12 protein-coding genes and 1 other RNA gene are annotated in these 13,368 nt (G+C 44.5%); 9 read left to right on the forward strand and 4 right to left on the reverse strand.

The features are described 5' to 3' along the window. Positions 1 to 127 precede the first annotated feature (127 nt). Positions 128 to 445 (forward strand): DUF1244 domain-containing protein, encoded by a 318-nt coding sequence (locus EJ063_RS06760; RefSeq protein ID WP_126573305.1) that lies wholly within the window; start codon positions 128 to 130, stop codon positions 443 to 445. 73 nt (positions 446 to 518) lie between these two features. Here the strand turns inward: EJ063_RS06760 and EJ063_RS06765 are convergent, their stop codons facing one another. Then, positions 519 to 2,201: a methyl-accepting chemotaxis protein gene (locus tag EJ063_RS06765; RefSeq protein ID WP_126573307.1), complete on the reverse strand. Its 1,683-nt coding sequence runs from the start codon at positions 2,199 to 2,201 to the stop codon at positions 519 to 521. 191 nt (positions 2,202 to 2,392) lie between these two features. Then, complete coding sequence (locus EJ063_RS06770; RefSeq protein ID WP_126573309.1) at positions 2,393 to 3,460, reverse strand: PLP-dependent cysteine synthase family protein; 1,068 nt, start codon at positions 3,458 to 3,460, stop codon at positions 2,393 to 2,395. Between the two features lie 117 nt (positions 3,461 to 3,577). Between EJ063_RS06770 and EJ063_RS06775 the strand changes: the two genes are divergently transcribed. Continuing rightward, complete coding sequence (locus EJ063_RS06775; RefSeq protein ID WP_208640358.1) at positions 3,578 to 4,051, forward strand: Lrp/AsnC family transcriptional regulator; 474 nt, start codon at positions 3,578 to 3,580, stop codon at positions 4,049 to 4,051. Between the two features lie 66 nt (positions 4,052 to 4,117). Here the strand turns inward: EJ063_RS06775 and tesB are convergent, their stop codons facing one another. Further along, positions 4,118 to 4,978 carry an acyl-CoA thioesterase II gene (gene tesB / locus EJ063_RS06780; RefSeq protein ID WP_126573311.1) on the reverse strand — a complete coding sequence of 287 codons (861 nt, stop codon included), beginning with the start codon at positions 4,976 to 4,978 and terminating at the stop codon, positions 4,118 to 4,120. A gap of 191 nt (positions 4,979 to 5,169) precedes the next feature. On the opposite strand from tesB, the gene EJ063_RS06785 reads away from it, so the two are divergent. Continuing rightward, on the forward strand, positions 5,170 to 5,598 hold the full coding sequence (locus EJ063_RS06785; protein ID WP_126573313.1) for a YbaY family lipoprotein: 429 nt from the start codon (positions 5,170 to 5,172) through the stop codon (positions 5,596 to 5,598). 20 nt (positions 5,599 to 5,618) lie between these two features. Here EJ063_RS06785 and EJ063_RS06790 read toward each other — a convergent pair whose 3' ends face one another. Next, a complete protein-coding gene (locus tag EJ063_RS06790; protein ID WP_126573315.1) occupies positions 5,619 to 5,921 on the reverse strand; it encodes an MGMT family protein in 303 nt (100 codons plus the stop codon). Positions 5,922 to 5,970: 49 nt separating this feature from the next. Here EJ063_RS06790 and EJ063_RS06795 point away from each other — a divergent pair, with 49 nt between their 5' ends. The 6 genes from EJ063_RS06795 to oppC all read left to right on the forward strand — a co-directional run bounded on the left by EJ063_RS06795 (position 5,971) and on the right by oppC (position 13,351). Further along, a complete protein-coding gene (locus tag EJ063_RS06795) occupies positions 5,971 to 6,711 on the forward strand; it encodes a VP0952 family biofilm-associated protein (RefSeq protein ID WP_126573317.1) in 741 nt (246 codons plus the stop codon). Positions 6,712 to 6,873: 162 nt separating this feature from the next. Next, positions 6,874 to 8,883: a GGDEF domain-containing protein gene (locus EJ063_RS06800; protein WP_126573320.1), complete on the forward strand. Its 2,010-nt coding sequence runs from the start codon at positions 6,874 to 6,876 to the stop codon at positions 8,881 to 8,883. A gap of 128 nt (positions 8,884 to 9,011) precedes the next feature. Continuing rightward, positions 9,012 to 9,108: signal recognition particle sRNA small type (gene ffs, locus EJ063_RS06805), an RNA gene on the forward strand. A gap of 595 nt (positions 9,109 to 9,703) precedes the next feature. Beyond that, positions 9,704 to 11,374: an ABC transporter substrate-binding protein gene (locus EJ063_RS06810; protein WP_126573322.1), complete on the forward strand. Its 1,671-nt coding sequence runs from the start codon at positions 9,704 to 9,706 to the stop codon at positions 11,372 to 11,374. 138 nt (positions 11,375 to 11,512) lie between these two features. Further along, positions 11,513 to 12,433 carry an oligopeptide ABC transporter permease OppB gene (gene oppB / locus EJ063_RS06815; RefSeq protein ID WP_126573324.1) on the forward strand — a complete coding sequence of 307 codons (921 nt, stop codon included), beginning with the start codon at positions 11,513 to 11,515 and terminating at the stop codon, positions 12,431 to 12,433. 15 nt (positions 12,434 to 12,448) lie between these two features. Then, positions 12,449 to 13,351: an oligopeptide ABC transporter permease OppC gene (gene oppC, locus EJ063_RS06820; protein ID WP_126573326.1), complete on the forward strand. Its 903-nt coding sequence runs from the start codon at positions 12,449 to 12,451 to the stop codon at positions 13,349 to 13,351. Positions 13,352 to 13,368 lie beyond the last annotated feature (17 nt).

Consider the following 13,368-nt stretch of genomic DNA (forward strand, 5'->3'; position numbering starts at 1 on the left):
ATTAACCTAGTCGAGAAACCTTAGAATAAACGCCCAAGTTAACGCTTGGGCGTTTTTGTATTTGAGAAAACCTAGCGCTCCTTGATAGGATAACGGGTAACAAACTAAAAGCATAAAGGTAAGTAAAGTGGCTGAATTTAAATACAAAAACCTATCTCAAGAAGAGCAAGATAAGCTAGATGCAGCGGCATTCCGTCGTTTGTTAGCGCATTTAGATGAGAATAAAGATGTGCAAAACATCGATTTGATGATTCTGGCAGGCTTCTGCCGTAACTGTTTCAGTAAATGGTACAAAGCAGAAGCGGAGAACCAAGGCTTGGATTTAGACATTGATGATGCACGCGAGCGTGTTTATGGCATGACTTACGATGAGTGGAAACAAAACCATCAACCAAAAGCAACACCTGAGCAATTAGCGGCATTTGAAGCTAAGCAGAAGAAATAAAAAAAAGGGCTTGGTGTGATACCAAACCCTTACGTTGTTTTAAAAAGGTCTAGCGATGAGCTAGACCTTTTTTTTATAGTTTAAACTGGCCAACGAGGCGACTCAGTTGCTGACCGGCTTGTTCAAGTTCACCCACGGCTTGGCTTGATGTTGTGCTTGATGTGAGTAGCGAAGCAACAATATCGCTGATCGTAACAAGATTACGGTTAATCTCTTCCGTTACAGAGCTTTGCTCAGTCGCTGCGGTAGCGATTTGATCTGTCATCGAATTGATGGATTCAACGGCTGTGCTTACGTCATTTAGCCCAGTGGAAATATCAGCAGAGGAACTCACGACTTTCTGGCACGTTTGGCTGCTTTCGCTCATAGAAGAAACCGCTTGCTCGACGAGATGATGCAGTTGGTCGAGCATGGTTTTAATTTCGAGTGTGCTGCCTTGAGTGCGGCTAGCTAAGCTACGAACTTCGTCTGCTACAACAGCAAAGCCACGACCTTGTTCACCAGCGCGAGCGGCTTCGATAGCGGCATTCAACGCCAATAGGTTTGTCTGTTCCGCAATCTCACCGATCACTTGCAGTACGCCATCAATTTTCTTCGACTGATCATGCAGTGAGTTCATATGTTGGCTGGTGGTTTCTACATTTTGTTCTAGTGAACCGATGGATACCGTTGATTGACTCACCAATGCTTGTGCTTTGTGTGCATCATTAGTGGCATCGCTCGTTGCGCTGGCAACGTGGTTAGCGTTTTGAGCGACTTCGAGTGCGGTACTGCTCATTTCTGTAACGGCAGTCACAACTTGTTCGGTTTCTTGATTGTGATCGTTAAGCTGTGCGTTCAAATGATTGGTTTGAGTACTGATCTCACCTGCAGCGTGTGTCACGTTATTCGTTGCCGTTGCGACTTCTGAAATGATGCCGTGTAGCTTAGAGATAAATTGGTTAAAGGCATTACCTAGCGCCGCAATTTCATCATGACCAGACACATTGATTCGATGCGTTAAGTCGCCTTCACCATTGGCAATGTCTTCAAACGTGCGCAGCATATCTTTGATCGGCTCAACAACACGTGAAGCAACGTAGCTCATTACCGCACCCGCAAGAACAAGGAGAACGAGGGCAGTCAAAATTACCGTGGTTATCTGCTGATTCATGCGCTCACTGGCTTCTAGACGAAATTCTTTTGTTGCTTCGATGATGTCGTCAGTATACAGACCCGTACCTAAGAACCACTGAGAACCGCGGATTGGTGCAGAGTAGGCGATTTTAGGTTGTGGTGATGAAGCGCCAGGTTTGTCGTAGATATATTCAATGAAACCGCCACCCGAGCGCGCTTGCTTTTCAAGGCCAAGGGTAATCTTTACACCATTTGGATCGGTAAGCCCTATTCCGTTGCTGCCTTCTACCTGAGGTTTTAGACTATGAACAACGTAGTGGTTGTTTTCATCGAAGACAAAGAAATAACCGCTGCCGTTTGCAAATCGAGCTTGTTTAAGGGCAAGTCGAGCTGCTTCTTTCGCCTCTTCACCTGTCCCTAAACGAGCAACCACATCTTCAAGCACCGCTTGTGCGACTGTTGCAGCATCTTTGATGTTGTTTTTACGCTCGTCCGTTAAGACGCGTTGGTAGTCTTCTACCTCATGTTCAACGGCATTAAGTTGCGAGTTCACGACAATAACTAATGTCGCTAAAGTAACAAGTAAAGTAGGAATGATAGCTGATAGCAGCATCTTCACTTTCATTGGAAAACGGTTCATGACGGCCTTTCTATATCGAATTTTTGGTGATTATACAGAATGGCAGTTTATTTAATAAAGTATTTTTTGTGGTCCGATCAGAAAAAGGATTAATTTACCGCAAAAGAGGTAGGGATTTGGCAAACAGAAGAGGGACAACCTCACCTTGAGTAAAACGCTAGGCTTATTTCAAGGTGAGGTGAATGAGGCGCTTAGTTTAAGCAGCCACTAGATTGCAATGCTTCAAGCTGCTCTAGGTAAGGCTGAAGATCGCCAATGTTCTCTTTCACCCATTCTGGGTTGTAGTAAGTATCAAGGTAGCGCTCACCACTGTCACAAAGCAGAGTCACAATAGAACCTGTTTCGCCACGTTGCTTCATTTCGCATGCAAGTTGTAGAACACCGTAAAGGTTTGTGCCTGTCGATGCGCCTACTTTTCTTCCCAACAGACTTTCTAGCCAATGCGCGGTAGCCACGGATGCCGCATCAGGAATTGTGCGCATCTCATCAACCACGCCAGGAATGAAGCTTGGTTCTACGCGTGGGCGACCGATACCTTCAATTTTGCTGCCGCAATTGCCGGTTAGGTTTTTGTTGCCTGTTTTAAAGTAGTCGTGGAATACCGAGTTTTCAGGGTCAACAACACACAGTTTGGTGTCATGTTGTTGATAGCGGATAAAGCGACCAATGGTTGCTGACGTGCCGCCAGTACCCGGGCTCATCACGATCCAAGATGGAACAGGGTGATCTTCCATTTCCATTTGGCTGAAAATGGAGTTGGCAATATTGTTGTTACCACGCCAGTCTGTCGCACGCTCAGCGTAAGTAAATTGGTCCATGTAATGGCCATTTAACTCTTCAGCTAGGCGGTGAGATTCTGCGTAAATTTGGTCAGAGCGATCAACAAGGTGTGCTTTACCGCCGTAAAATTCGATCTGTTCGATTTTCTTGCGAGCCGTGCATTTAGGCATCACCGCGATAAACGGCAAGCCTAGTAGTCGTGCAAAGTAGGCTTCAGACACCGCAGTGCTACCTGAAGATGACTCAATGATGGTCGTTTCAGGGCCAACCCAGCCATTACAAATCGCATATAAGAATAGAGAACGAGCCAAACGATGCTTAAGAGAACCCGTTGGGTGTGTACTTTCATCTTTTAAATAGATGTCGATACCTTCAATGCTTGGCAGTTCAAGCTTGATGAGGTGAGTATCGGCGCTGCGTTGGTAATCGGCTTCAATCTTACGAACAGCGTTATTAATCCAGTTATGGTCAGTACACATAGGGTTTCTCCTTAGAATCGTTATGTTATTAATGTAGCGATTCTGGTGGAGAAAAACTTTGCTATTTATGCTTCAATTTGCTTTATTTGTAGAAAAATTTTCTCCAGAGTTAACGTTATGGAAATTGAACTCGACAAAATCGACCGAAAAATACTCGATCTACTACAAAACGATGGCACATTGTCGCTGAGTGATGTGGCTGAGCAGGTGAATTTAACCACGACGCCTTGCTGGAAAAGGCTCAAAAAGCTTGAAGAGGCAGGGGTTATTCAAAAGCGAGTGGCGTTGTTGAACCCAGAAAAGCTAGACCTTTCTTTTACTGCGTTTGTACTCGTGAAGACCAGTGACCATTCACAAGAGTGGTATAACCAATTTGTCTCTACGGCATCAGAGTTTCCGGAAGTGATGGAGTTCTACCGAATGGCGGGGGAATACGATTACATGCTAAAAGTGCTTGTTAAAGACATGCAGTGTTTTGATCGCTTCTATAAAAAGCTGGTTAACTCGGTAGAGGGGTTATCGAATGTGACCTCTACTTTTGCGATGGAGCCGCTGAAGTACACCACAGCTCTGCCGATCAGCTCAGATTGAGCAAAGATGAAAAGTCAGCGCCGAATGACTCGGCGCTGATAGGTTAATGCTACTCAGTGGTTAATATTACTCAGTAAAGCGCATTACGCCTTCTTGCACAGCACTTGCCACTAGATGACCTTGGCGGTTGTAGATTTCTCCGCGGACTAAACCACGAGTGTTGCTCGCTGTTGGGCTATCGATTACGTACAGCAGCCATTCATCCATCTTAAATGGGCGGTGGAACCAGATAGAGTGGTCGATGGTCGCGACTTGGAACTTTGGCGTCATCAGTGACACACCGTGAGGATGCAGTGCCGTCACCAAGAAGCCCCAGTCTGACGCATAGCCCAGTAAATACTGGTGGATCAGTTGGTTGTCTGGCATTTCGCCATTAGCTTTGATCCACAAATATTGTTTAGGCTCGACTTTCTGTGGTTTTAGTGGATTCACCACTGTAACAGGGCGCATTTCAATCGGCTTTTCACCGCAGAAGGTCTGCTTGAGTTTTTCTGGTAAGAAATCTGCGATTTTCGCAGCAAGTTCAGATTCTGACGCGTAGTTTTCTGGCCCTGGAATGTCTGGCATGGTGTTTTGGTGCTCAAAGCCAGGTGCCTCACCATGATACGAAGCCGTCAGATAGAAAATAGGTTTTCCGTTTTGGATTGCTTTCACTCGGCGAGTACTGAAGCTTCGGCCGTCTCTTAGATTTTCTACATCGTAAATGATCGGCTTTTCAGGATCGCCAGGGTAAAGAAAGTAACTGTGAAAAGAATGAACAGTGCGATCTTCAGCTACCGTGTAACGAGCGGCAGAGAGCGCTTGGCCAATCACCTGCCCACCGTAGACTTGAGGTAAGCCCAAGTTTTCGCTTTGACCTCTGAACAGTCCTTCCTCAAGTTTTTCCAATTGGAGTAAGTTCAATAACTCATTGAGAGGTTGACTCATTGTGACTACCTTTTGTTAATTCCGATGAAATATCCTACCCATTTGTAGGAAAAATAAAACAGTTGTTTGAATTTTAGGTCAGGATAGTGGGATTATCGTTAACCTGCTGTCAGGATTCGAATCAGCCTCATGACAACTGAATATTGGATAATTATAATCATTATAAATTCAATAAGTCATAGGTTAGGTTTATGAAAAAGGTTATCGCGTTAGCATCATCTCTACTACTAGGAACGGTTCTTATGGGCTGCCAGTCAGAAACGCCAGAGGTTGCTCAATCAGAAATTGAGAACATTACCGGTACTGTTGCTTATCGCGAACGCATTGCACTGCCAGATAACGCAGTTGTTACAGTGACGCTGCAGGATGTGTCTTTAATGGATGCACCCGCAAAAGTGATCGCTAAGCACCGCTTTGAAACGGATGGTGCACAGGTGCCGTTCGAATTTGACTTGGCATACGACAGCGCGAAAATTGAAGCTCGTCACCGTTACAGCGTAAGCGCTCGCATTGAAGTCGACGGTAAACTGCGCTTTACGACAGACACCTCTTACCCAGTGGTGACCGATGAGAACCAGACAGATAACGTTAACTTACGTCTGATCGGTGTCGGCCAGTAATGATTGATGAGGTGGTAGCATTAAGGCTGCCACCTATATTTTCTCAGGCTCACCTTGCCATCAACTGACACTTCCACTCCCTCTTCTATTAACGCTTCTCTCTGACGAACCAAATCTTGGTCTTTGAGAGAGATTCGCCCTTGGCTATTTATTACGCGTTGCCAAGGCAAAGTGCTTTGCTCAGGTAGATTCCCCAACGCTTTACCTACATGACGGGCATATCCCGGGTAGCCTGCCAGTTTTGCGATCTCACCGTAAGTACTGACTTTTCCTATGGGAATTTGGTGAATTACCGCAAAGATTTGCATCAAAAACTGGTCCATAATGATTTTGTCCTAGTACAGATTTCCAAGGAATGGATAAGGAGAGGGCATGCTATTTTCCACGTTTCAATTCTTCGTAACAACACTGCTCGCGGTCGTTTGTGCGCGCGCAATCAGTCTAAGTGAAGGCGATATCCCAGTCCTTGCTTTGATAATACCTGCTTTATGGATTTTTCCACAAGGTGGCATTGTCGGTCTTCTTCTAATGGCGGCAATGACGGTCTATGGGTTAACGTTGCCTTATCAACCTATCACGCTCTCAGTCAGCTTGTGGGTGCTTTTCCCTCTGCTTATGGTCGCCTTTTCAAAGCGAAGCAGTCTAGCCGTGGTACTCACTAGTGCATTGATTGTCACCACCTTAATGGTGGGCATTATGGTGACGCAAGCCGGTGATAAACTTGGCGGTGAACCTATGGTGACCGTGGTTCAAACTTTAGCGGTGATTGTAATTTGGTGGTCAGCGTCACACTGGAAACCTTCTAGCAAACACAGTTGGTGGGCACTCGGTTTTATCTTACCGCTGTGGATGGCTGATCTCTCGTATGCGGTGTTAGTGGCGTTATCTATCACCGGTATTATGGCTTCGATGGAAAGCCTGTCACGTCTAAAGACATTTCGTTGGAGCAAGCTCTTATGTTGGACATTACCAACGGTAGGATTCGCTGCACTCGTCGTTACCCCCAGTATTGACGTTCCAAATCCTGTCTTTGTCGTTTGGTTGTGTTTACTAGGTACGGCTTGGATGACGGATTACATCTTGCGTAGTGCCGAAGAACATCAAGATATATAAACAGTAAAAATGTCACCAAATTGTTAATTAGATTTGGATATGCAACCCAGATATGGCAAGGTTGCTCTTTGTTTATACAGAGCAGCAGCCAGTCCGTCTTCTCTGTATATAAAAAGCAGCCAGTAGAGCTGCTCGTATAAATAGAGAAAGGATTTTCTGTAAATGGTTAGTTTTTGGCGGTTGTTTGGCTTCGCTTTATTACTGTTACTTTCGTTCACTGCTCGTGGACAAACCACATACAAAGTGGCAATGGAAGAAGATGACGTGGTAACCCGAACGTTATTTGATGCCGTTGCCGCTAACCTCAATATCACCATCAGCTATGTCTATTACCCGAGCTTCAATGCCATTCTCAACGCGGTGAAAACGGGAGAGAGTGATTTTGCTGCGAATGTAACCTTTACGGACCAACGAGCAGAAACACTGTCATTTTCTAGTCCTACCAATATTGAATACACTTATCTATATAGCTCTAGCAACGCGACTCTAGACTCCGTTGAAGTGATAGGCGTTCCTACAGGGACAATATATGGAGAACTGGTTCGTGCACACTATCCTAATATCCGTCAGATAGAGTACCAAGGACATCAACACGCTCGAGAACTGTTAGAGTCAAAAGAAGTAGAAGGTGTGATTGACGCGATCAATCAACTTAAGCCCATGCTGTTGGCAGGGTTTGATGCGCAACTGCTCAATCATCAACTGTCTATTAAGCCGGTTTCAATTGTGACCGCAAAGGGCAACAATGCACAAATGCTAAAACGGATAGAGTTTCATGTCCGCAGTGCACCAATGCAAAAGCGCTTAAGAGAATCGGTTAAGTCATACCAATTCGAACTCCGACAGCAAGCGTTGCGTCAGTCGGTATTAGAAAGCGGAATTGACCTGACCAAATCGATTAAAGTCAAACTTGATGGCGTAGGGCAATATTCAACCTATCATCATGATGGCACCATTACTGGCATTAGCGCCGATGTTGTTCAGCAAGCGTGTACGATCTTACTACTTAAATGTGACATCGTTAGCCACGCTGAAGAAACGTGGGAGAGCATGTATCAAGACTTGTTGGAGAAAAAAATCGATATTCTGGCGCCGCTTGTTGTGTCGGAACAACGTAAACCTCTTGTCGAGTACAGTGACGCTTATTACTTTCCTGAAGTAGTCATGGTAAAGCGTGCAGGGTATAAGCCTAACGTCTACAGCAATGTATCGGAGCTTATCGTTGAAGACATTGGTGTTGTGAAGGAAGACTTCTTTGCCACCTTGCTCTCACAGCAACTGCCTAACAAGCCATTACACACCTATTCAAATGTTGATGAAATCTTTACGGCCCTATTAAAAGGTGACGTTGACTACATGGCGATCAGCCGTGCCAATTTCAATAAAAACTTACGCGAGTCAGAGGCATTGATCTCTTTAGAGGAGGACACCGGGATTGGTGGGTTTTATCGCTCTGACATCGCAATTGGGTTCGCCAAAAATGAAACAGGAAAAACGTTAGCGGGCTTGTTCAGCTTAGCGCTCAAAATGATTGATACTCGACAAATCATTGAGAAGTACGACTATCGGCCAAATTGGAAAGCAACATTGCAGGCGGAAAAAAAGTTCTCTAGTAGTACGCAAATTCTGTTTGGCTTGATGGTAAGCCTTTTGATGATCATTGCGTCGTACCTTCACAGCCAATCTAATACTGACCCTCTAACCCGTTTAAAGAACCGACGAGCGTTACATCAAAAATATCGCAAGGGAGTGTACCCGACAGAATCGTTGGTTTACTTAGATGTAAATCGTTTTAAACGAATTAATGATACCTATGGTCATGACATAGGTGACCAAGTTCTAGTCAGTGTTGCTCGGCATGTAGAGCGCCTCTGGGATGGACGATGCTACCGCATAGGCGGTGATGAGTTTATCTTAGTGGGTAAAGTGACAGAATCTACGTTGAGTAGGATAATAAGCAAGATGAAGTCGCTGGATTTCGCTTCTTTGGACCAACAAGTTGCTTTCAAGGTTACTCTCGCATTAGGTGTTTCTTCTTCAAGAAATGAAATAATGCCTTTACAGAAAGTGATGGGAGAGGCTGATAGAGCGATGTACTTAAACAAGAAAGCCACTGAAAATCCAGATAGTGAAGACAATCAGCATGATAATGTTGTTCATTATTTGAATTAGTGGTTACTCCCTAAGCAGTTGAATAGGAAAGATGCTTTTTATTGTTTGTTTCGCTTGAAATCAGCCTAAGGATACTTGATAATCCTCATCACTCCTTAGCGATGCTAAGGAAACAGAATCTATGGAGGCCCTGGTCCTCCCGCAACAATAGCTCGTGAACTCGGTCAGGTCCGGAAGGAAGCAGCCGCAGCGAGTGACTTGTGTGCCGGGATGTGGCTGGGGCTTCCACCCATTCAAAACGCCGCTTTTATTAGCGGCGTTTTGCTATCTGAAGAAACTCAACCCTTCACGACCAGCGTGTCCGACAGTGACCAAAGAATAAAATTGTTCAAACCATAGATAGACATAAATTCTTGGCTCAATCTTCCAAATTTTTGACTGCGATAATTAAAAGTTTCCGCCAGTGATTAAGTTCACATTACTTCCATTTCTTCTAGATAAATGTAGGTTAATGTTATCTAGATTGCATAAGTTTTGTTAATTTTCCGTACAATATCTAGCATAAGATGCTGCTGAAAAGTGTCTTATTAGATAAAGTGGCACTTCAATCTAGTAATCGTAGGTTTGATGATTAGATCAACTGGGATTTTTCTTATTTATAGAGATTATTACCAGAATGTTGATGTATTCAGCGAATTATACGATTTTTTGCTACATTTTTATGGCAAATTACTTCAATGATTGATAATGTGTGCCGCAATCTTTGTAAGGTTTTAGATTTTTGTGCTCATTTTTTAAGCTAAATAAATCTAAATCACTACCGTTCGAGTGAACTTGCAAAGAAGTCATGGATGCAAATGAAAAACTTGGAGTTTTACGCATGTATAAGAACAAAATTACACGCGCGCTATTTGTTGGCGCTGGTCTTTCTCTAGCCCTTACTGGTTGCGGTGACAAACCAGAAGAAAAACAGGCTACTCAACCAGCACCGGCCCCTGAAGCTAAAACCGAATCTCAAAAAGTAGAGTTAGCTGCAGTACAAGAACTTGTTCGTGGTAACGGTACTGAAGTTGCTACAATCGACCCGCACAAATCTCAAGGTGTTCCAGAATCTCACGTGATTCGCGACTTACTTGAAGGCTTGGTAAACCAAGATGCAGAAGGTAACACTATCCCTGGTGTTGCTGAATCTTGGGAAACAACAGACAACAAAACATTCACTTTCAAACTACGCAAAGACGCAAAATGGTCTAACGGCGATCCAGTAACAGCTGGCGATTTCGTTTACTCATTCCAGCGCGCAGTTGATCCAAACACCGCTTCTCCATACGCTTGGTACATGGAATACACCAAGATGGTTAACGCGAAAGACATCGTTGCAGGCAAAAAGGACAAATCTGAGTTAGGTGTTAAAGCGGTTGATGATCACACGCTAGTCGTTGAGCTAGAAACTGCAGTACCTTACTTCGTAATGATGATGGGTCACACAACTGTTAAAGCTGTTCACCAGCCTACAGTTGAAAAGTACGGTGACCAGTGGACTAAGCCAGAAAACTTCGTTGGTAACGGCGCGTTTGTTGTTGATAATTGGGTTGTGAACGAGCGTCTGGTGCTTAAGCGTAATGAACAGTACTGGGATAATGCTGACACTAAGCTAAACAAAGTAACGTTCCTACCTATTGAGAACCAAGTTGCTGAAATGAACCGCTTCCTAGCAGGCGAGATCGATTTCACTAATGAACTACCAGTAGAGCACTTCAAACGTCTGAAGAAAGAGCACAACGAATCTGTTTCTGTAACGGGTAACCTGTGTACTTACTACTACATCTTCAACACGAAGAAAGCACCATTTGATGATGTGCGTGTTCGTCAAGCGATCTCTTACGCTATCGACCGTAACATCGTGACTGACGCTATCCTAGCGCAAGGTCAAAAACCAGCTTACTTCCTAACTCCAGAGATCACTGCAGGCTTCAACCCAGAAATGCCAGCTTACGGTCAAATGACTCAGGGAGAGCGTGACGCTAAAGCGGCGCAACTACTAGAAGAAGCTGGCTTCGGTAAAGATAACCCACTTAAGTTCAACCTTCTTTACAACACGTCTGAAAACCACAAGAAGATTGCGGTAGCGCTAGGTTCTATGTGGAAGAAGACACTTGGTCTAGATGTTACACTTGAAAACCAAGAGTGGAAAACGTACCTATCTTCTAAAGATTCAGGTGACTTCGAAGTTGCACGTGCCGGTTGGTGTGGTGACTACAACGAAGCATCATCTTTCCTAACTCTAATGAAGAGCAACAACACAACTGGTGGTGTTCACTACGATAGCCAAGCTTACGATGAGATCATGACTAAGGCGATTGCGGCTAAGTCTGATGAAGAGCGTCAAGCACTTTACCTAGAAGCTGAGAAGCTACTGGCAAAAGACATGCCTATCGCACCTATCTACCAGTACGTGAAATCACGTCTACTATCTCCTAAGGTTGGCGGCTTCCCAGCTGAGAACCCAGAAGAGAAGATCTACTCGAAAGATCTTTACATCATCAAGTAATTCTTGAACTGATAGAACTATAAAAATATTGGCCTGCATGTGAGAAATCGCATGCAGTGCCTCTCTTCAACCTAAATTCTTAGAAATTTAGTTGATACCTTTCCATTTTTAATTGTCACAGACTGAAAGAGTGAGTTTATGCTTAAATTCATCGCTAAAAGGATATTTGAGGCGATCCCAACAATGTTGGTTTTGATCACCGTATCTTTCTTTCTCATGCGTTTCGCACCGGGTAACCCATTCTCAAGCGAGCGTCCATTACCACCAGAAGTTATGGCGAACATCGAGGCTAAATACGGCCTAGATAAGCCAGTATTCGAGCAATACACAACTTACTTAACTAACGTTATCCAGGGTGATTTCGGTCCTTCGTTTAAGTACCTTGATTACACAGTAAATGAGCTAATTTCGGTTGCTCTACCTGTATCAGCTAAAGTTGGCTTTATTGCCTTTATCTTTACGTTAATCATGGGGGTCACGGTCGGTACCATTGCCGCACTGAAGCAGAACACCTGGATTGACTATACAATCATGTCGACGGCGATGCTTGGTGTTGTAATGCCATCGTTCGTACTTGCACCAGCCCTTATCTACCTGTTCTCTCTTCACTGGAATTTATTCCCAGCAGGTGGTTGGCATGATGGCAGCTTCAAATATCTCGTGCTTCCCGTTATCGGTATGTCACTGCTGTACGTTGCAACATTCGCACGTATTACCCGCGGCTCGATGATTGAAACACTGAACAGTAACTTCATTCGTACGGCACGTGCGAAAGGTCTGAGTTACCGTTACATCATTCTTAAACACGCACTTAAACCTGCGCTACTTCCTGTTGTTTCATACATGGGCCCAGCGTTCGTAGGTATCATCACAGGTTCGGTTGTTATCGAAACGATCTTCGGTCTACCGGGCATCGGTAAGCTGTTCGTAAACGCAGCCTTTAACCGTGACTACTCGCTAGTAATGGGTGTAACCATCCTGATTGGTTTCCTATTCATCCTATTCAACGCGATTGTAGATATTCTACTTGCAATGATTGACCCGAAAATTCGCTACTAACAGGGACGTTTGGTTATGTTAACGAAAAAAGAAAACCTAGAAGCGATTGAGAAATTCTCTGAGAACTTAGAGATTGAAGGTCGTAGTCTATGGCAAGACGCTCGCATCCGCTTTATGCGTAACAAAGCGGCGATGGTGAGCCTATTTATCCTCTTCATTATGACAATGGCGGTTATCTTCCTACCGATGATGGCGCCTTATGCATTCGACGATACTGACTGGTATGCAATGCACGTTGGTCCTAACGCTGACCACTGGTTTGGTACTGACAGCTTAGGTCGTGACCTTTATGTACGTACACTCATTGGTGGCCGAATCTCCCTAATGGTGGGCGTAATGGGTGCCTTCGTTGCGGTATTGATTGGTACGCTTTACGGTGCAGCTTCTGGCTTCATCGGCGGTAAAGTTGACCGCGTTATGATGCGTATCCTAGAGATCCTTTACGCGGTACCGTTCATGTTCCTAGTTATCGTACTAGTGACATTCTTCGGTCGTAACATCATTCTTATCTTCGTTGCTATTGGTGCTATCGCATGGCTAGATATGGCGCGTATCGTACGTGGTCAGACATTGAGCTTACGTAGTAAAGAGTTCATCGAAGCGGCACACGTTTGTGGTGTGAGCAAGTGGAAGATCATTACTCGTCACATCGTGCCAAACGTACTGGGTATTGTTGCGGTTTACTCAACGCTGCTTATCCCAAGCATGATTCTAACGGAATCATTCCTATCATTCCTTGGTCTTGGTGTTCAGGAACCAATGACAAGTTGGGGCGCACTTCTACAAGAAGGTGCACAGACAATGGAGGTAGCAATTTGGCAGCTGGCATTCCCTGCAGCGTTCATGGTTGTAACTCTATTCTGCTTCAACTACGTTGGTGACGGTCTGCGCGATGCGCTGGATCCAAAAGACAGATAACTAGAAAGCAAACAATT

Source organism: Vibrio aquaticus, from assembly GCF_003970385.1.
GTDB lineage: Bacteria > Pseudomonadota > Gammaproteobacteria > Enterobacterales > Vibrionaceae > Vibrio > Vibrio aquaticus.